Genomic DNA, 18,430 nt, shown 5'->3' with positions numbered 1-18,430 from the left:
TCGGGCCTGCGGTCGCCGAGGAGCCAGGTCAGGAATTGATCGAGCTCGGCTTTGCGGGAGATATCTGGGCGCGACTGGGTCGTTGACGCACCACAATTGCGGCACCGCCAGCGGGTGCGACCGGAACTGGTTTTGCCGTTCCTGACCTGCTTCGATGCACATACACCACACGGCGGGGAATTCCGAGTAACCGACACCGAACATGCTTTCAGAGCATGTTCAACCCACCATCACCGCAGGCCACACCCACTAAATCCGGGTATCCATACACACATTCTGGCCTTTAACCCTGCTTCGGCCACCATGCCGCCGGACCTCCCACGCCTACCCGCCTGCGCGGTGCGCTGCCGCCCTGCGAGGGAAAGCCTTGTGGCCGGGTGGAGTGCCCCATAACGTGGACAGACGTCTAGACAGAAGTCCGTCGACACTGTCGCGTCCATACTCGGAGGCCCCGTTCATGAAGACCCGTGCAGCAGTCGTCGAAGGCCCGGGGCAGCCCTTCCAGCTATCCGAGCTCCAGATCGACGAGCCCCGCTCCGACGAGATTCTGGTTCGCGTCAAGGCCGTGGGTCTGTGTCACACCGACATCACGATGAAGATGATGCTTCCCGAGGAGATGTTCCCCCGGGTCTTCGGCCACGAGGGCGCCGGAGTCGTCGAGGCCGTCGGCGCGGATGTCCAGGGCGTGAAGGTGGGCGATCACGTGGTGATGAGCTTCCGCTCGTGCCGCGAGTGCGATCGCTGTCAGGCCGGGGAGGTCGGCTACTGCAGGCAGGCCATGGCGCTGAACTACCTGGGCTACCGGGGGGACGGGTCGACCACGTTCCACCGCGACGGCGCGGCCGTGGCCGGTTCGTTCTTCGGCCAGTCCAGCTTCTCCGAGCTGACGATCGCCTCCCCGGACAACGTCGTGGTGGTCGACCCCGACATGGACCTGTCGATAGCCGCCCCGTTCGGCTGTGGTTTCCAGACGGGCGCCGGCGCGGTGCTCAACACCATCGACCCCGATCCGGCCTCGAGTCTCGTGATCTACGGCGCCGGGGCGGTCGGGCTGTCGGCGGTCGCCGCGGCCCGAGCTCGGCGAGTGCAGACGATCATCGCCGTGGACACCAAGGATTCCCGGCTGGAGGCCGCCGCAGGTCTCGGTGCTGTCGGCGTCAATCCGTCCGAGTTGCCCGACGGGTCGTTTGTCGAGCGTATCCGCGAGCTCACCGGTGGCGGGGCGACCGCTGGGGTCGACACCACCGCGGTGCCGCAGGTCATCAAGCAGGCCGTCCGGGCGCTCGCACCGCGCGGGACCTTCGTCGTGGTGGGCCTGGGGGCTCCGGAGATCGAGCTCGACGCGGTGGACCTCATGCAGAACGGCAAGATCGTACGGGGCTGCATCGAGGGCGACTCGGATCCCAGGACCATGATCCCGGAGCTGCTGGGGATGTACCGTGCCGGCGACCTCCCGCTGGGCTCGCTCGTCACCACCTATCGCTTCGACCAGATCAACGAGGCGGTCGAGGACGTCGCGGCGGGCAAGGTCGTCAAACCCGTACTCGTCTTCTGACGCGCACACTCGCTGCGCCCCTCGCTGCGGCCCGCTCGACGCGGCCCGGCTCGGTGCGGCCGCCGGAAACCGCGCCGCGCACGGCGGCCACCTCCTATGGTGGACAGGTGTCTGTCCGCATGTCCGATGCGATGGACGAACGTCCGGTGACGGCAGGAGAAGCCCATGACCACCTCACTCGACCGCGACGCCCTGCTGATTGGCACGCAGTGGCGCCGGCCGGAGACCGACGCGATGATCGAGGTGATCAGCCCTCATTTTGAGGACGTGGTCGCCCGGGTGCCCGACGGCTCTGTCGCGGACATCGATGCCGCGGTGACCGCCGCACGCGAGGCCTTCGACCACGGGCCGTGGCCACGGATGACCCCGGACGAGCGGATCGAGGTGGTGGCGCGACTGTCCGCGTTGTACGCCGCGCGACTCGAGGAGATGGCGACCGTGATCTCCACGGAGATGGGCTCACCGATCTCCTTCAGTAACCTCGCCCAGGCGCCGGCCCCCTGGATGATGATCGAGGCATTCACGAAGATCGCGCGCGAGTTCCCCTGGGAGGAGACCCGCGCCGGGGCACTCGGCGGCGAGGTGATGGTGCGCCGTGAGGCGGTCGGCGTGGTCGCGGCGATCCCACCGTGGAACGTCCCCCAGTTCACGGTGCTGTCCAAGGTCATCCCGGCGTTGCTCGCCGGCTGCACGATCGTGGTCAAGCCCGCACCCGAGACACCGCTCGACAGCTATCTACTCGCCGACCTGCTCATCGAGGCCGGCGTGCCCGAGGGGGTGGTGAGCATCGTCGCCGGCGGCCGCGAGGTGGGCGAGCACCTGGTGCGACACCCCGGGGTCGACAAGGTCGCGTTCACCGGCTCGACCGAGGCGGGCCGGAAGATCGGCGCGATCTGCGGCGAGCAGCTCAAGAGGTGCTCACTCGAGTTGGGCGGCAAGTCCGCGGCGATCGTTCTCGACGACGCCGACCTGACGACCGTCGTCGAGGGCATGAAGTTCCTGGGCGTGATGAACTCCGGCCAGGCGTGCGTGGCCCAGACCAGGGTGCTGGTCAGCCGGGAGCGCCATGACGAGGTCGCCGAGGCATTGGCAGAGGGCATCGGCTCGATGGTCGTGGGCGACCCGCTGGACCCGGCCACCGAGATCGGCCCGATGGTCGCCCGACGGCAGCAGGAGCGGGTCAACTCCTACATCGAGATCGGCCGGCAGGAGGGGGCACGGCTGCTCACCGGCGGAACCGGGCGGCCGGACGGATTGGAGAGCGGCTGGTACGTGCGGCCCACAGTGTTCGCGGGGGTCGACAACTCCATGCGTATCGCGCAGGAAGAGATCTTCGGTCCGGTCCTGTCGGTGATCGCCTACGACGACGTCGACGACGCCGTGCGCATCGCCAACGACTCCGACTACGGCCTCGCGGGCACGGTGTGGACCGGTGACCGCGACGCGGGTCTGGGCGTGGCCCGCCGCGTGCGGACCGGCACCTACGGCGTCAACACGTACACCATGGATTTCGCCGCACCGTTCGGCGGATTCAAGGCCTCAGGCGTGGGCCGCGAGTTCGGACCCGAGGGGCTCGCGCAGTACACCGAACTCAAGTCCGTCTACCTCGGAGAGCCCGTCCCGGGCGCCGACAGCTGAGGAGCTCTCCACGTGACCACGCACGCCGACATTCTCGAGGTGCACGACGCGGACCGTGTCCGCACGCTCACCATGAACCGCCCCGAGGCGCTCAACGCCTTCAACGGCGCCCTGTACACCGCCGTGGCCGCCGCACTCCGTGACGCCGCGGTCGATCCGACGGTCGCGGTCGTCCTGCTCACCGGCACAGGCCGGGCGTTCAGCGCCGGGACGGATCTGATGGAACTGGCCGAGCAGGTGGCCGTCCCGGGGGCCGACGCCGAAGCGAGCACCGAGGAACACGGCTTCAACCTCCTGGTGGACGCGCTGATCGCGTTCGACAAGCCCCTCGTCGCGGCGGTCAACGGTCTCGGCCTGGGCATCGGGGTGACCCTGCTCGGGTTCGTGGATCTGGCCTTCATGGCCGAGGGGGCCCGGCTCAAGTGCCCCTTCACCAGTCTCGGAGTGGCTCCTGAGGCCGCTTCGAGCTACCTGATCCCGCGGCTCGTCGGCCACCAGAACGCCGCCTGGGTGCTGCTGTCCTCGGAGTGGATCTCGGCCGAGGAGGCGCACGAGATGGGTCTGGTCTGGCGGCTGTGCGCGCCGGAGGAGTTGATGGCCGAGGCCACCTCGCACGCCACCCGCCTGGCCGCGCTGCCGGTCTCGAGCTTGCGCGCGGTCAAGAAGGCGATGACCGAGCCGATCGCCCGCCAGGTCACCGAGGCGCGGCAGCGGGAGAACCGGATGTTCGCGGAATTGCTCGGTGGACCCGCGAACTCGGAGGCGTTGGCGGCATTCGCCGAGGGTCGAAAGCCCGACTTCACCTCGTTGCCGGACGGCGCCTGACCGGCAGGAGAGTCCCCGGGCGGCCCGGGTGGGCCAGGATGGCGGGGTGACCACCTCGCACCCGCCCGCGCCCCGCCCGGTCGACGTGGTGGTGATCGGCGCAGGCCAGGCCGGACTCGCGGCCGCCTACCACCTGAAGCGGCGGGACTTCGTGCCGGTGGGCCGGGCGAGGCCGGGGGAGCGCACCTTCGTGGTGCTGGACGCCGAGGACGGCCCCGGCGGCGCCTGGCGGCACCGGTGGGAATCACTCACCATGGCCACCGTCAACGGAATCTTCGAACTGCCCGGGATGGCCGTCCCGGGCGTCGACCGAACCGTCCCGAGTCGCTGGGCACTGCCCGCCTACTTCGCCGACTACGAGAAGTACTTCGACCTGGACGTCCGGCGGCCGGTCCGGGTCAGATCGGTACGGCGGGGCGGTGACGGGCCCGATGGCGGGGCGGGGGAGCACCTCGTCGTCGTCGCGGAACACGGCTCGGACATCCACGCCGGCACGGACCGCCCCGGCGGCTCCGGCTCCGGCTCCGGCGCCGAGCGTTGGGCGGCGGGGCACGTCATCAACGCCACCGGCACCTGGTCCCGGCCGTTCTGGCCCCGCTACCCGGGCCAGGAGACGTTCCGCGGCCGCCAACTCCACGTCCACGACTACGTCGCCGCTGAGGAGTTCGCCGGCCAGCGGGTGGTGATCGTGGGCGCTGGTATCTCGGCCACGCAGCTGCTGGAGGAGATCTCGCTGGTCGCCGACACGTTCTGGGTGACCCGCCGCCCCATCGAGTGGGAGACCGGGCCCGCGCCCGCGAACTTCTCGGCCGCGATCGACCGTGTCGCCGACCGGACCCGCCGGGGGCTGCCGCCGGAGAGCGTGATCAGCGTGACCGGCCAGTTCCGCGGCCCCTGGATCGAACGGGCCGAGGCGCGCGGTGTCCTGGTGCGCCACCCCATGTTCACCCGCATCGAGCCCGACGGCGTCCGGATGCCGGACGGGCGGCTCGAGGAGGCGGACGTCATCCTCTGGGCGACCGGGTTCCGGCCGGCGGTGGCGCACCTCGCGCCTCTCGGCCTGCGGACCCCCGAGGGCGGGATCCGCGTGGACTCCGGGCGGGCGCTCGACGAGCCCAGACTCTTCCTGATCGGCTACGGCCCGTCCCAGTCGACCGTGGGCGCCAACCGGGCGGGCCGTGACGCCGTACGCGCGATCGTCGCCGACACCCGCCCCTGACGTAGCAGATCCACTACCCGGCTGGGCGATGCGCTCCCCGATGGCGGGAAGCGGACCGTGCAGCCGGGCAGCGGCTCTGGCGGGCGAAGGGAGGGATCAGAGAGTGCGCGAGATCAGTTCCTTCATGATCTCGTTCGTGCCGCCGTAGATCTTCTGCACGCGCGCCGAGGCGTACATGCGGGCGATCGGGTACTCGGTCATGAAGCCGTAGCCGCCGAAGACCTGCAGGCTGCGGTCGATGATCTCGCACTGCTTGTCGGTGCAGTAGTACTTGGCCATGGAGGCGGTGGCCGGGTCCAGCTCGCCCCGCAGGTGCAGGCCGATGCAGTGGTCGAGCAGCGTGCGGGCGGCCATGGCCTCGGTCTTGCACTCGGCCAGCTCGAAGCGCAGGTTCTGGAACTTGAGGATCGGCTTGCCGAACGCCTCGCGATCCTTGGCGTACTCGGTGGCCAGCCGGACCGCGGTCTCGGCGGCGGCCACGGCGGTCACGGCGATGATGAGGCGTTCCTGGCCCAGTTGCTGCATGAGCTGGATGAAGCCCTGGCTCTCGCCGGCCTCGCCGCCGAGGATGTCGCCGGCGGGCACGCGCATGTCGTTGAAGAACAGCTCCATCGTGTCCTGGTACTTCAGGCCGATCTTGTCGAGTTTGCGGCCGCGATCGAACCCGGGCAGGTCGGCGGTCTCGGCGACCACCAGGGACAGTCCCTGGGCGCCCTCGCCGCCGGTGCGGGCCACGATGATGACCAGGTCGGCGTGCATGCCGTTGGAGATGAAGGTCTTGGAACCGTTGACCACGAAGCTGTCACCGTCACGGGTGGCGGTGGTGCGCAGCGCCTGCAGATCGGATCCGGCGCCCGGCTCGGTCATGGCGATCGCGCCGACCATCTCGCCGGTGGCGAGCTTGGGCAGCCAACGCTGCTTCTGCTCCTCCGTGCCGTACTGGAGGATGTAGTGCGCCACGATCGTCGAGTGGACCGAGTTTCCCCAGCCGTCGTCCAGTGCGCGGGTCTGCTCCTCGGCGATGACCGCCTCGTGGGCGAAGGTGCCGCCGCCCCCGCCGTACTCCTCGGGGATCGAGATGCACAGCAGGCCCGCGTCGCCGGCCTTGTTCCAGAACTCGCGGTCCACGGCGCCCTGCTCGGCCCAGCGCTCGAGGTTAGGGACGGTCTCCTTCTCGAGGAATGCCCGGGTGTGGGCGCGCAGAGCGTCCAGGTCCTCGGTCATCCAGGGGGAGCGGAAGGGGGCGGGCTCGAACACGGGGCGGCTCCAGAGTGATGCGTATCGGGGCCGTTGCGGCCTTGACTGCCGCCACTATACAACTGCATGGCATGCAAGTGTATGGTCGGTGTGCGAGTGGCGCCGTCGGCGCCGGGACACACAGGGGAGACGAGGTGGGGACCGTGGCCGGGGACGAAGCCGAGCAGGCGGCTTCCTGGACGAGCGCCGCCGCCGGAGATGCCACCGCGCGGTCGCGGATCCGCCGGGCCGCCCTGGAGCTGTACGCGGAGTACGGCGAGGACCGCGTCTCCATGCGTAGGGTCGCCGCGGAGGTCGGGGTGACGATCGGCCTCATCCAGCACCACTTCGGGACCAAGGACGGGCTCCGACGGGCTGTGGACGAGGTGGTGGTGGAGAGCGTGGTCCAGACACTGGCGACCGTCGACCACTCGGGGCCGGCCGCGGCTGTCGTGGCGGCCCGCGACGCGGCGGTCCGCGAGATGCTCGAGCGGAACCCCGTGATCGTGCAGTACCTCAACCGGGCGCTCCTCGAACCGGACGGACGCGGCGGACCGCTGCTCGAGGCGATCGTGGACCTCACCACCCGCGTGGTGGAGGGGCTGCGCACCGAGGGCCTGGCGTCCACGCGCAGCTCGGACAAGGTGCAGGTCGTACGAACCCTCATGGGTCAGGTCGGGGAGTTGTTCCTCGAGCCGGTGGTCTCCGCCATCTGGGCGCACATCGACGGCGACCCGGCACTGCGGCCGACGATCCGGATCACCGTCGAGGGTTCGTGACACCCGCAGCGGTTGTCAGACGGAGGTAGCGGGACGGAGTGACGCTGTGCGCTGTGCATACCGGCCGACCTGCCGCTACGCTGTCGGGAGCGTAGACCCCGTCATTTCGGCCGGGGTGGGAAGGACACGCTCATGAGGTTCACCCGTCTGGCGCGGTTCGCCGCGGCGACCGTGATGGCCGGCGCCACCGCCCTGGTCGCTCCTGCCGCGGCACAGGCTGCGGCCCCGGTCGGAGGCGGCACGCCCGTCCTCGTCGGCGGAACGGCGGGCTGCACGATCACCGCCGCGGGGTTCGATTCCACCGGCGCGCCGGTCGCGTTCACCGCTGCCCACTGCAGTGACCGTATCGATTCCCCGGTCATCCTCAAGGGCAACGAGGGCGCCGGCGTGATCGGCACCATCGTCACCCGCAACGAGATCCTCGACTACTCGGTGATCCGCCTGAACCCGGGCACCGCCTTCCCGGTGCGACAGCAGGGCGTCACGGGCCGCGGGCCGGCGCCGCAGTTCGGCGACATCGTCTGCAAGGACGGACTGTCGACCGGGCACACCTGCGGCATCACGTGGCAGCGTGAGGGCGTTCGGTTCTGGAGCCAGGCGTGCGCCGGTTACGGCGATTCCGGCGGTCCCATCACCCATGACGGCCGTCTGGTGGGTCTGGTCTCCGGTGGCCACATGCCCCCGGCCGCCGGTGCGGTCGGAAGCGTCGGCCCGATCCTGCCGTCGTGCGTCCACCCCGCCCAGTCGCCGTTCTTCCTGCCGGCCCTCGGCTATTCGTTCGACGCGATCGTCGACGATGCCACGGCCCGCGGCTGGCCCGGCCAGGGCTTCCAGATGGCCTGACACGTCCGCGGAACCGCCAGGACCCGGCACCGGACTCACGGTGCCGGGTCTTCGCGTCTGAGGCGCCTGCAGCGAGCGCCTTCACGTCGAACGCCGAGCGCCGAACGGGGAACGCCCCCACGGACTCGTGGTCCGTGGGGGCGTTCTGCGATCTGGATGCGGGCGGGCGCCCGCGTCAGCTCACTTGAGCTCGGCGCTCGACAGGTCCAGGATGCGACGCGCGATCACCAGCTGCTGGATCTGCTGCGTGCCCTCGAAGATGTCGAGGATCTTGGAGTCTCGCGACCACTTCTCCAGGAAGCTGCGCTCGGAGTAGCCGTACGTGCCGGCCAACTCGACCGCGCCGAGGGTGACGGCGGAGCCGGTTCGCCCGGCCTTGGCCTTACACATCGATGCCTCCTTGGTGTTGGGCATCTTGTTGTCCGCCATCCAGGCCGCGCGCAGCGTGAGGAGGTAGGACGCCTCCCAATCGGCTTCGAGCTCGAGGTACTTGGCCACGGCGGCGGGCTGGCTGGTGGCGGGACGGTCGTAATCGATCTCCAGCCCGGCCTCCTCGAGGAGCGTGCGGATCTCCTCGAGCGCGGCACGCGCCACACCCACGGCCATCCCGGCCACGAGCGGACGGGTGTTGTCGAAGGTCTGCATGGCGCCGGCGAAGCCCTTGTCCACGCGGATCTCCGGATCGCCCAGGAGATTCTCCTTGGGGACCCGGCAGTCGGTGAACGAGATCTGGGCGGTGTCGGAGGCACGGATGCCGAGCTTGTGCTCGAGCCGGTCGACCGAGACGCCGGGGTGGTCCCGCGGCACGACGAACGACTTGATGGCGGCGCGGCCCTTGCTCTTGTCGAGGGTGGCCCACACGACGATGTGGTCGGCGCGTTCACCGGAGGTGACGAAGATCTTGGTGCCGTTGATGACGTACTCGTCGCCGTCGAGTCGGGCGGTGGCCGACACCGCGGCCGAGTCGGAGCCGAAGTCGGGCTCGGTGATGGCCATGGAGGCCCACACGCGGCCGAACTTCTCCATCTGCTCGTCATCGGCCACCGCGGCGATGGCCGAGTTGCCGAGCCCCTGGCGGGGGATCGACAGGGTCAGGCCCACGTCCCCCCAGCAGGTCTCGATGATGTTGAGCAGCGACTTCATGTTGCCGCCGTTGGCCACACCCTCCCGCTTGGGGGCGCCGCCGGATCCCATGGTGGCGCCGGAGGCGGCCTGGCCGGCGTCCTCCATGGCTTCCATCATGGCCTTGAGGGTGTCCAGCTCGACGGGGTACTCGTGCTCGGCGAGGTCGTACTTGCGGGAGACGGGGCGGAAGATCTGTGTGGCCACCTGGCGGGCCTGGTTCGCACCCGCCTGGAGCTTCTTGGGCAGTTCGAGGTTGATCATCGCGTGGAGTCCTTGGTCCGGGTCGGGTGGGTGGCGGGGCGGTGGGTGGTCACAGGACCACCACGCCCTCGGCCACTCCGACGGCGCGCAGGTCGCGGTACCAGCGCTCGACGGGGTGTTCCTTGGTGAAGCCGTGGCCGCCGAGGAGCTGGACGCCGTCGAGGCCGATCTTCATGCCCTTGTCGGCCGCGATCTTGCGGGCCAGCGCGGCCTCGCGGGCGAAGGACAGGCCCTGCTCGGCGCGGGAGGCGCCGCGCCAGGTGACCAGCCGCATTCCGTCGAGCTCGGTGGCCATGTCGGCCACCGCGAACGCGACAGCCTGACGGTGCGCGATGGGCTCGCCGAACGCCTGACGCTCCTTGACGTACGGGGTGACGTAGTCGAGCACCGCGTGGGAGGTGCCCACGGCGAGGGAGGCCCAGCCCAGACGCGACAGCCGGATGACGTCGGCGTAGGCGTTGGCGCGATCCTCGGCGGATACCTCCGGGCCGCCCAGAACGGCGTCGGCGGGCACCGAGACGTCGGTGAGGACGATCCGGCCCAGGCCGCCGGCGCGCAGACCCATCGACGGATCGGCCTCGATGACCAGGCCGTCCGTGTCGGACTCGACGACGAAGAACGTCGGCGCGCCGTCCAGGGTCGCGGCGATGATGAAGAGCTCGGCGCTGCCGGCGGTGGGCACCATCGACTTCACGCCGTTGAGGGTGAAGCCGCCGGCGACGCGCGTGGCGGTGGTGGCGAGTGCGAACGGGTCGAACAGCGGACGCGGCTCGGTCACCACGACGGCGGCGGCCGGGACCTTCTCGGAGGCGAACGCTGGCAGGTAGGACTTCTGCTGCGCGTCGGAGCCGAACTGGGTCAGGGTGGTGGCCACGCCGGACGGGGCGAGGATCGGCAGTGCGAGCCCCATGTCTCCGTAGGCGAGGGCCTCGGCGACCAGCGAGTTGGTCACCACTCCGCGCTCGGAGGCGATGCCGTCGAACTCCTCGGGCACGTTCAGCATGGTGGCGCCGATCTCGGCCGAGCGCTCCAGCAGCGAGGCGGGGGCCTCGGCGGCGGCATCGGCGTCGTGGGCGGCCGGCCGGAGGACCTCGGCGGCGAAATCGCGCACGGTTTCGGCGATCATCTGCTGCTCGTCCTCGAGCGTCAGGTCGAACAGGTCGGTGCGCGAGCCGGTGTCGGCGTCGGGCAGGCGCTTGGGGGCGCCGCCGCCGGAGACCTTCTTGAACGACTTGGTCGCGGCGCCGAGGGTCTTGAAGCCGGTCCTGGTGGCCTCGTAGGTGACCCGGTCGACCTTCTGTCGAAGACCGAAGCGCTCGGCGAACTCGGACCCGGTGATGGTCGTGAGTGCGCGCATGGCGGCACCGATCGCGTCGATCCTGGTCGGGTTCAGGCCCGGTGTGGAGTTCTCACCGCGCCCGGTCGCGGACGGGGTCGTGGAGTTCTTGCTCATCATCACCAGCTGTTCTCGTGACGGAGTGGAAGGTGTGGTCGATGGAGACCTTACTCCGCAGTAAGTTACGAGCGCCAGACCTTCCCCCGAACCCGCTCCCGAGAGGATGAGAAGGCGAGGTCAGCCGCGTAGGAGCGACACGGCCTGTTCGACCGCACCGGGGCGTCCGGCGACAAACCAGTCGTACCCGTTGACCTCGACGGTCGTGCAGCTGCCGCCGGCGCCCTCGACGAGGGCGCGGCCGGGCAGCCAGTCCCATTCCGGGCAGGAGTGCTGGGCCCATACCGTGTGGACGCCGCAGGCGACCGAGGCGAGATCGACCGAGCCGGAGCCGAGCATCCGGATGGTCGCCGCGCCCCGGCTGACGCGGTGGAAGGGGTCGGCCAGGTCGGGGTCGTCGAAGAACGGCGGGTGTAGGTAGGTGGCGAGGCTGCCCGCGGCGAGATCGCCGGGGGCCAGGCGGGAGACGGGCACGCCGTTGCGGCGCGTGGGGACGTCGGAGCCACCGACGAACGTGTCGCCGGTGACGGGGCGGTGGACGGCTCCGAGCAGGTAGTCGTCGGGGCCGGTCAGGGCCACGGCCGAGCACCAGTAGTCCGAGCCGTTGACGAAGTTGTAGGTGCCGTCGACGGGGTCGACGGCCCAGCGCCGATCGTGGCTTCCGGCGACGAGGGTGCCCTCCTCGCCGAGGACACCGTCGTCGGGGCGGTGTCGCGCGAGTAGGTCGGTGATGTGGCGCTCGGCGGCGTTGTCCGCCTGGGTGACCACGTCCGAGACGGAGGTCTTGTGGTGGACGTCGAGGCCGTCCTCGCGCAGGCGTCGGGCCAGCGCGCCGGCGTCGACGACGAGGCGGGCCGCCAGGTCCGCGTCGGTCATCTCCGCGGATGACGTGTCGGGCGTATGTCGGGGAGTGCGGGTGTCGATTGCCATGAGCTACCTCCGCTGGGGGCCGTGTCGGCCCGCTGACCTCGGGCGGCAGCGGGCGTCCGGACCCGACGCTACCCCCGCCGGGCGACGATCGGACGTGGGGCGGGTCACGGGTGGGAGACGGGTGTGCGAACGCGAGAAGACGTCCGGGCCGCGTAGAGTTGGATACCGTGCATCCTGACGTCTCCGCTGATATCGCCGCCCTCGACGCCACCATGACCACAGTCGAGAAGGTCCTCGACATCGAGGAGCTCGCCCGACGGGTCGATGAGCTCGAGCAGATGGCCGCCGACCCCGACCTGTGGAACGACCAGGACCGGGCCCAGAAGGTCACCAGCGAGTTGTCCTATGTGCAGGCCGACCTCCGCCGGTGCCGCGATCTGCGTCAGCGGATCGAGGACCTGCCGCTCATGTACGAGCTCGCGGACGAGGCTCAGGCGGAGGGGGATTCCTCGGCCGTCGAGGAGGCGGATTCCGAGCGTGCCGCCCTGCGTGAGGACGTCGAGGCCATGGAGGTCAAGACGATGCTCAGCGGCGAGTACGACCAGCGTGAGGCCGTGGTCAACATCCGCGCCGGCGCCGGCGGCATTGACGCCGCGGACTTCGCCGAGATGCTGATGCGGATGTACATCCGCTGGGCCGAGAAGGCCGGGCACAAGGTCGAGGTGTACGACACCTCGTACGCGGAGGAGGCCGGCATCAAGTCGGCCACCTTCGTCGTGCGGGACCCCTACATGTACGGCACGCTGTCGGTCGAGCAGGGCACGCACCGCCTCGTGCGGATCTCCCCGTTCGACAACCAGGGCCGCCGCCAGACCTCGTTCGCCGAGGTCGAGGTGCTGCCGGTGGTGGAGACGGTGGACTCGATCGAGGTCCCGGAGAACGACGTCCGGGTTGACGTCTACCGTTCCTCGGGCCCGGGTGGTCAGTCGGTCAACACCACCGACTCGGCGGTCCGTCTCACCCACGTCCCCACGGGGATCGTGGTGACCTGTCAGAACGAGAAGTCGCAGCTGCAGAACAAGGTGGCGGCGATGAAGGTGCTGCAGGCCAAGCTGCTCGAGCGCAAGCGCCAGGAGGAGCGCGCCGCGATGGACGCCCTCGGTGCCGGGGGCAACGCGTCCTGGGGTAACCAGATGCGCTCGTACGTGCTGCACCCGTACCAGATGGTCAAGGACCTGCGGACCGAGTACGAGGTCAACAACCCGTCCTCGGTGCTCGACGGGGAGATCGGAGGCTTCATCGAGGCCGGTATCCGTTGGCGGATGCGGGAGGGGGCCGGCGCCGAGTGAGGCTACGCACCGACTTCAGTGGGATTCTCGACTGGCTCAGTAACCAGGGACTCGAGGTCGTCCTCCTCGTCCTGGGTGCGGCCCTGCTCACGAGGGCCATCGGCAAGGCCGGCCGGATGTGGCTGGCCCGGATCGATGCGGAGAACGCCGACAAGGAACTGTGGTCGGAGCGTTCGAAGCATCTCCACTCGGTGGTCCAGGTGGTCTCCTATGTCGCGATCGGTGTGCTCTACGTTGTCTTCGGGATCCAGATCCTGCTGAGGTTCGGTGTCAACCTCGTCACGCTGGTCGCGCCGGCCACCGTGCTGGGTGCGGCGCTGGGCTTCGGCGCCCAGCGGGTGGTCCAGGACTTCCTCGCCGGTTTCTTCGCGCTCGCCGAACGTCAGTACGGTTACGGCGACATCGTGGAGCTCACCACCTCGACCGGTGTCGCGGCGGGCACCGTCGAGGACGTCACGTTGCGCGTGACCCGCCTGCGAACGTTGGACGGCGAGGCGGTCATCGTGCCCAACGGGCAGATCGTCACCGCAGTCAACCAGTCCCAGGACTGGGCGCGCGCGATCGTCGACGTGCCGGTTCCCAACAGCGCTGACATGGACGAAGCGCACGACATCCTCGCCCAGGTCTGTCGCGACATCGTGCACGACGACGAGGTGGGCGTCTACATCCTCGACGAGCCGAGCGTCATGGGCGTCCAGTCCATCAAACTCGAGCAGACCGTGCTCCGTCTCCTCGCCCGCACCAAGCCCGGGATGCAGTGGGAGGTAGGGCGCCGCATGCGCGCGGTGATCCTGCGCCGGTTCCGCCAGGAGGGCATCGTGCTGGAACCGGAGGCGATGGCCGCGATCCGCGCCGGAATGGTGCGACCCGACGACGGGGAGGGGGACAGTTGATGTCCGAGAAGCCGAGTGACGTCCCCGACGAACCCGAGATGGCCGACCACACGTCCGTCAGCTATTCCTCCGTCGACGATGCCGAGCAGTCGGCTCCCGGCCAGCACGCCCAGTCGCACGCGGCCCGGCACCGGGCCCGCCCCGAGTGGCTGTCCGTGGTGATCGAGTTCTTCACGATGTCGCGTTCCACCCTGGTCCTGCTCGTCGCGTTCGTCCTCATCGCGGCGCTGTACAGCTTCGTGCGTCAGGACCCGGTCGTCGCGATCAACTCGCCGCCCCGGCCGGCCCCCACCCAGTCGGAGACCACGCAGTCCGAGACCACGCGGACCGACGCCACCGAGACGGCCGATCCGTCACCCACAGACCAGTCGACCGAGCCCACAGCGACGACCGACGCCGCGGAGACTTCCGGGACCGGCACTCCGCAGACGTCCGTGCCGAGAGATTCGCGTCTGGTCGAGCCGGGGCAGGGAACGGGCGCTCAGGGCACCGACGGGCAGCAGCCCCAGCAGTCGGCACCGGGGGTCACACAGGCACCGCAGGGGCAGCAACCACAGCAACCCCAGCTGCCCCAGCCGCAGACGCAGGTCCCGGCGCAGTAGCAGCTGTCCGGGGCCTGCCCGCGTCCCGTGATGATTGCCCGTGCGGTGGCGTCGTCGTCGTCACATGGCCAGTGGCGCAGCGGTGACAGCTCGCCGACGTCCCTCGCGCGGCGGGGCTCGTCGTCCTGACGTCTCCGGCACCAGAGACGAGTTTCTCCCGCCGGGGGGTGGCGTGTGACGGATGTGGCGCTAGGCTACGCGTGTGATCAGTGCTTCTCATGTGACCAAGTCGTACGCGTCATCGGCGCGCCCGGCTCTGTCTGACGTGAGCGTGGAGATCGACAAGGGCGAGTTCGCGTTCCTCATCGGCGCGTCCGGCTCCGGCAAGTCCACGTTCCTGCGGCTGCTGTTGCGGGAGGACAAGCCGGACACCGGCTCACTCGCCGTCGCCGGCCACGATCTCGTTCGGATGAAGCCGTCGAACGTTCCGCTGCTGCGGCGCTCTCTCGGCGTCGTGTTCCAGGACTTCCGGTTGCTGCAGGGCAAGACCGTCGCCGAGAACGTTGCGTTCGCCCTGCAGGTGATCGGCAAGTCCCGCCAGGCCATCGACAAGGTGGTGCCCGAGACCCTCGACATGGTGGGGCTCGGCAACAAGGCCAACCGGCGGCCGCACGAGCTGTCCGGAGGCGAGCAGCAGCGCGTCGCGATCGCGCGCGCGTTCGTCAACCGGCCGCTGCTGCTGCTGGCGGACGAACCGACCGGGAACCTCGACCCGGAGACCAGCGAGGACATCATGCTCCTGCTCGACAGGATCAACAGGATGGGGACCACGGTGCTGATGGCCACCCACGACCGACACATCGTGGACCGGTCGCGGCGGCGGGTCGTGGAACTCGTCGACGGTGAGGTCGTGCGCGACGACGCCCGCGGGACCTACGGGGTTGATCGATGATGGCCGCGAAGTTCATCGCCTCCGAGGTCGCCCAGGGGCTGCGGCGGAACCTGTCCATGACGCTGGCCATGATCATCACCACCGCGGTGGCGCTGGGGATGCTGGGCGCCGGCGTGCTCGTCGTGATGACCGCGTCGGCGAGCCAGGCCAAGTACGACTACCTCAACGAGTTCCGCGTCTACGTGGACCGGTCGATCTCCGCAGAGGACCCGGGCTGCGAAGCGGAATGCGCCACGATCCGGGAGGAGCTCGAGGCGACCGACGGTGTCGCGTCCGTGGAATACAAGAACCCGGACGAGACCTACTCGGAGTTCGTCGAGTTGTTCGCCTCCACCGACCCGGTGCTGGTCGAGTCGACCTCGCCGGACGCACTCGGTTCGCGATTCACCCTCACGCTGGCCGATCCGACGCGAGCGGAGTCCGTGGCCGCGAGCCTGGCCGAGGTGGAGGGCATCGAGGTCGTGCAGGGGCAGGGCGAACTGGTCGGGCGGGTCTTCTCGATTCTCGACGGGATCCGCAACGCGGCGTTCACCATCGCCGTGGTCCAGTTGCTGGCCACCGTGCTGCTCATCGCCAACATGACGCAGATCGCCGCGTTCACCCGCCGCACGGCGGTGGGGATCATGCGACTGGTCGGCGCGAGTCGTCTGTACACCGATCTGCCGTTCGTCCTCGAGGCCGTGGTCGCCTCGCTGATCGGGTCGGTGCTGGCCGTGGGCGGCCTGCTCGGGGCGAAGAGCGTCTTCCTTGACCGGGTGCTCGCGGAGGCCTACCGCGCCAACCTGATCGAACGCATCACCACCTCGGACATCCTGCTGCTCGCCCCGGTTCTGGTGGTGGCCGGTGCCGTGGTCTCGGCGGTGACCGCCATGGTGACGCTGCGGCTGTCCGTCCGGCACTGACCCGCGCCGGCGAGGCAGGTCCTGTCTCGGGGTAGCTACTGCTCCGAGAGCCTGCTCATCTACACTGTGGGGTCTGCCCGACCGCGGAAAACCAGGAGGTGAGCCGGCGTGGCCAAGAAGAACAAGAAGAAGGGTGCGTCGTCCCTCGGTACCGACGGCAGCATCGTCGCCAGCAACCGCAAGGCCAGGCACGAGTACCAGATTCTCGACACCTACGAGGCCGGCATCGCGCTCGTGGGAACCGAGATCAAGAGCATGCGCGAGGGGAAGGCCTCGCTCGTCGACGCCTTCGCCACCGTCGACGACGGAGAGGTCTGGCTGCGCGGGTTGCACATCCCCGAGTACTCGCACGGCAGCTGGACCAATCACGCGCCTAAGCGGGCCCGCAAGCTGCTGCTCCACCGCCGCGAGATCGACTCCCTGATCGGTAAGGTCCGCGACGGCAACGCGACCCTCGTCCCGCTGTCGCTGTACTTCGTCGGCGGCCGGGTGAAGGTCGAGCTGGCCGTCGCGCGCGGTAAGCAGGCGCACGACAAGCGGCAGGATCTCGCCCGTCGCACCGCGGAACGCGAGGCGGTCCGCGAGCTGGGCAGGAAGATCAAGGGCATGCGGGGATGATGCCGGTCGCGTTGGCGTCGACGTCAGCGGTGGCGTACGGCATCAGCGACTATCTGGGCGGCGTGGCCTCCCGGCGGGCGCGTGCGCTCCGGGTCGTCAGCATCTCCTACCCGGTATCGATCGCCCTGGTTGCGGTCGCCGCCATCGTCGCCGGCGGTTCCCCCGGCCTCGTCGGCCTCGCCTGGGGCCTGGCGTCCGGGGTGGCCTCGGGGGTCGCGGTATGGACGTTCTATGTGGCGCTCTCGCGGGGGCCGATGAGCGTGATCTCGCCGATCACCGCGATCCTCGCCGCGGCAGGGCCGCTGGCGTTCGGCCTGGCCGCGGGGGAGCAGCCGGGGTCGGTCGCGATGGCCGGTATGGCGATCGCGCTCGTCGCCACCGTGTTGGCCTCGATGGAGGGGGAGCACGGATCGTCCGTGCAGCACGGTCGGCTGACCCGGCACCTGCTGGTGCTGTCCGTGGTCTCGGGCCTGGCGTTCGCCGCCTTCTTCGTCCTGCTCGCCCAGGTGCCGGCCGGTCAGGGGCTGTGGCCGGTGGCGGCGTCGCGGGTCGGGGCGACGGTCATCCTCCTCGCCGCCGCCGTCGCGGCCGGGGAGTCCTTCCGTTTCTCACGGCGCCTCATCGCGATCGGCGTGGTGATCGCGGTCTTCGACGCGGTGGCCAACGGCGCCTTCTACTTCGCGGCGCAATCCGGGATGCTCGCACTCGTCAGCGTGATCGCCGCGCTGTATCCGGCGTTCACGGTCGCCCTCGCGGTCACCCACGGCGGCGAGAGGCTGAGGTCGGTCCAGATGGTCGGGCTCGCCTTGGCCGCCGTGGCAATCGTCCTGCTCGCGTTGGCGTGAGTAGCGGTTCGGTCGGAATCGTGCCCGTCGGGAGAGCAGTAGGGGAGATGCGCATCACCCTGGCGCAGCCCGGGGCGTGGATGTATGGTTGAGAGTCCGCCGGTGAGAACCGGTGGACCCTGAGGGGCTGATGTGGTTTCGACTACGTGAGTTGACGCAGGGGAAGCGTGCCGGTGCAGGCCAGAGACCACCGTGAGCGTCGTGGCAACCAATTACGCGCCGATACCAATCAGCGCGACTACGCCCTCGCTGCCTGATAGCGAGCCCGTAGTCTGTCGGTCCGGGGTAGCCCTCGCCCCGGTCCCCGGCATCATCTAGAGGGATCACCGGCTCACCCGGTCACGGGGTGGGTCGGGACATCACACAGTGACTGGGATCGTCATCACCAACACGTCCGCATGAGGGTGAGATCCGAGTAGAGGCCAAGGCGGACTGCGCACGGAGAAGCCCTGCCGAAGCTGCGGAGGACCCGGGTTCAATTCCCGGCAGCTCCACAATTCGGGCCCGCGTCCCCGGTCGATCATC

General features: G+C 69.6%; 18 protein-coding genes and 1 other RNA gene. 14 read left to right on the top strand and 5 right to left on the bottom strand.

Annotated features, from left to right (window positions below; all coding sequences use genetic code 11):
• The coding region (locus tag ACWIFB_RS10910) for an IS1/IS1595 family N-terminal zinc-binding domain-containing protein (RefSeq protein WP_454058251.1) at window positions 1-197 on the bottom strand (197 nt) is incomplete at its 3' end.
• 260 nt (window positions 198-457) lie between these two features.
• Between ACWIFB_RS10910 and ACWIFB_RS10905 the strand changes: the two genes are divergently transcribed.
• The 4 genes from ACWIFB_RS10905 (at window position 458) to ACWIFB_RS10890 (ending at window position 5,237) form a co-directional block, all read left to right on the top strand.
• Complete coding sequence (locus ACWIFB_RS10905) at window positions 458-1,555, top strand: NAD(P)-dependent alcohol dehydrogenase (RefSeq protein ID WP_454058250.1); 1,098 nt, start codon at window positions 458-460, stop codon at window positions 1,553-1,555.
• Window positions 1,556-1,720: 165 nt separating this feature from the next.
• Complete coding sequence (locus tag ACWIFB_RS10900; protein WP_454058249.1) at window positions 1,721-3,193, top strand: aldehyde dehydrogenase; 1,473 nt, start codon at window positions 1,721-1,723, stop codon at window positions 3,191-3,193.
• Window positions 3,194-3,205: 12 nt separating this feature from the next.
• The gene (locus ACWIFB_RS10895) at window positions 3,206-4,018 is read left to right on the top strand and encodes an enoyl-CoA hydratase/isomerase family protein (protein WP_452099260.1); all 813 of its coding nucleotides are present in this window, start codon (window positions 3,206-3,208) and stop codon (window positions 4,016-4,018) included.
• A gap of 46 nt (window positions 4,019-4,064) precedes the next feature.
• Window positions 4,065-5,237, top strand: a complete 1,173-nt coding sequence (locus tag ACWIFB_RS10890; RefSeq protein WP_454058248.1) for an FAD-dependent oxidoreductase — start codon at window positions 4,065-4,067, stop codon at window positions 5,235-5,237.
• A 96-nt stretch (window positions 5,238-5,333) separates the two neighbouring features.
• Here ACWIFB_RS10890 and ACWIFB_RS10885 read toward each other — a convergent pair whose 3' ends face one another.
• Entirely contained in the window at window positions 5,334-6,494 is a 1,161-nt protein-coding gene (locus ACWIFB_RS10885; protein ID WP_452099262.1) for an acyl-CoA dehydrogenase family protein, read from the bottom strand.
• 143 nt (window positions 6,495-6,637) lie between these two features.
• On the opposite strand from ACWIFB_RS10885, the gene ACWIFB_RS10880 reads away from it, so the two are divergent.
• The gene (locus tag ACWIFB_RS10880) at window positions 6,638-7,252 is read left to right on the top strand and encodes a TetR/AcrR family transcriptional regulator (RefSeq protein ID WP_454058247.1); all 615 of its coding nucleotides are present in this window, start codon (window positions 6,638-6,640) and stop codon (window positions 7,250-7,252) included.
• 132 nt (window positions 7,253-7,384) lie between these two features.
• Window positions 7,385-8,095, top strand: a complete 711-nt coding sequence (locus ACWIFB_RS10875; protein ID WP_452099264.1) for a peptidase S1 — start codon at window positions 7,385-7,387, stop codon at window positions 8,093-8,095.
• A 180-nt stretch (window positions 8,096-8,275) separates the two neighbouring features.
• On the opposite strand, the gene ACWIFB_RS10870 is transcribed toward ACWIFB_RS10875, so the two are convergent.
• From ACWIFB_RS10870 to ACWIFB_RS10860, 3 genes are all read right to left on the bottom strand, one after another.
• The gene (locus ACWIFB_RS10870) at window positions 8,276-9,481 is read right to left on the bottom strand and encodes an acyl-CoA dehydrogenase family protein (RefSeq protein ID WP_230930297.1); all 1,206 of its coding nucleotides are present in this window, start codon (window positions 9,479-9,481) and stop codon (window positions 8,276-8,278) included.
• 49 nt (window positions 9,482-9,530) lie between these two features.
• Window positions 9,531-10,937 carry an acyl-CoA dehydrogenase family protein gene (locus tag ACWIFB_RS10865; RefSeq protein WP_454058246.1) on the bottom strand — a complete coding sequence of 469 codons (1,407 nt, stop codon included), beginning with the start codon at window positions 10,935-10,937 and terminating at the stop codon, window positions 9,531-9,533.
• A 117-nt stretch (window positions 10,938-11,054) separates the two neighbouring features.
• On the bottom strand, window positions 11,055-11,864 hold the full coding sequence (locus tag ACWIFB_RS10860; protein ID WP_454058245.1) for an inositol monophosphatase family protein: 810 nt from the start codon (window positions 11,862-11,864) through the stop codon (window positions 11,055-11,057).
• A 167-nt stretch (window positions 11,865-12,031) separates the two neighbouring features.
• On the opposite strand from ACWIFB_RS10860, the gene prfB reads away from it, so the two are divergent.
• The 8 genes from prfB to ssrA all read left to right on the top strand — a co-directional run bounded on the left by prfB (window position 12,032) and on the right by ssrA (window position 18,402).
• Window positions 12,032-13,153, top strand: coding sequence for a peptide chain release factor 2 (prfB, locus tag ACWIFB_RS10855; RefSeq protein ID WP_230930300.1), 1,122 nt, complete (start codon window positions 12,032-12,034; stop codon window positions 13,151-13,153).
• On the top strand, window positions 13,150-14,046 hold the full coding sequence (locus ACWIFB_RS10850; RefSeq protein WP_454058244.1) for a mechanosensitive ion channel family protein: 897 nt from the start codon (window positions 13,150-13,152) through the stop codon (window positions 14,044-14,046). Before prfB ends, ACWIFB_RS10850 begins: the two co-directional genes overlap by 4 nt.
• Window positions 14,046-14,648, top strand: coding sequence for a hypothetical protein (locus tag ACWIFB_RS10845; protein WP_454058243.1), 603 nt, complete (start codon window positions 14,046-14,048; stop codon window positions 14,646-14,648). The genes ACWIFB_RS10850 and ACWIFB_RS10845 overlap by 1 nt, the downstream gene beginning before the upstream one ends.
• A 202-nt stretch (window positions 14,649-14,850) precedes the next feature.
• Window positions 14,851-15,540, top strand: coding sequence for a cell division ATP-binding protein FtsE (gene ftsE, locus ACWIFB_RS10840; protein WP_454058242.1), 690 nt, complete (start codon window positions 14,851-14,853; stop codon window positions 15,538-15,540).
• Window positions 15,540-16,442, top strand: coding sequence for a permease-like cell division protein FtsX (gene ftsX / locus ACWIFB_RS10835; protein WP_230930304.1), 903 nt, complete (start codon window positions 15,540-15,542; stop codon window positions 16,440-16,442). Before ftsE ends, ftsX begins: the two co-directional genes overlap by 1 nt.
• 108 nt (window positions 16,443-16,550) lie before the next feature.
• Window positions 16,551-17,060, top strand: coding sequence for an SsrA-binding protein SmpB (smpB, locus tag ACWIFB_RS10830; protein ID WP_230930305.1), 510 nt, complete (start codon window positions 16,551-16,553; stop codon window positions 17,058-17,060).
• Complete coding sequence (locus ACWIFB_RS10825; protein WP_454058241.1) at window positions 17,060-17,905, top strand: EamA family transporter; 846 nt, start codon at window positions 17,060-17,062, stop codon at window positions 17,903-17,905. The genes smpB and ACWIFB_RS10825 overlap by 1 nt, the downstream gene beginning before the upstream one ends.
• Before the next feature lie 123 nt (window positions 17,906-18,028).
• Window positions 18,029-18,402: a transfer-messenger RNA gene (gene ssrA / locus ACWIFB_RS10820) on the top strand.
• Window positions 18,403-18,430: the final 28 nt, after the last annotated feature.

The organism is Dietzia sp. NPDC055340 (genome assembly GCF_053645335.1).
The sequence above is the reverse complement of the archived record's forward strand: the minus strand, read 5'-3'. Positions and strand labels throughout refer to the sequence as shown.

Coding starts and splice junctions, on each gene's coding strand:
- ACWIFB_RS10905 (WP_454058250.1), top strand. CDS start 458: ATGAAGACCCGTGCAGCAGTCGTCGAAGGCCCGGGGCAGCCCTTCCAG.
- ACWIFB_RS10900 (WP_454058249.1), top strand. CDS start 1,721: ATGACCACCTCACTCGACCGCGACGCCCTGCTGATTGGCACGCAGTGG.
- ACWIFB_RS10875 (WP_452099264.1), top strand. CDS start 7,385: ATGAGGTTCACCCGTCTGGCGCGGTTCGCCGCGGCGACCGTGATGGCC.
- ACWIFB_RS10870 (WP_230930297.1), bottom strand. CDS start 9,481: ATGATCAACCTCGAACTGCCCAAGAAGCTCCAGGCGGGTGCGAACCAG.
- ACWIFB_RS10865 (WP_454058246.1), bottom strand. CDS start 10,937: ATGATGAGCAAGAACTCCACGACCCCGTCCGCGACCGGGCGCGGTGAG.
- ACWIFB_RS10860 (WP_454058245.1), bottom strand. CDS start 11,864: ATGGCAATCGACACCCGCACTCCCCGACATACGCCCGACACGTCATCC.
- ACWIFB_RS10845 (WP_454058243.1), top strand. CDS start 14,046: ATGTCCGAGAAGCCGAGTGACGTCCCCGACGAACCCGAGATGGCCGAC.
- ftsX (WP_230930304.1), top strand. CDS start 15,540: ATGGCCGCGAAGTTCATCGCCTCCGAGGTCGCCCAGGGGCTGCGGCGG.
- ACWIFB_RS10825 (WP_454058241.1), top strand. CDS start 17,060: ATGCCGGTCGCGTTGGCGTCGACGTCAGCGGTGGCGTACGGCATCAGC.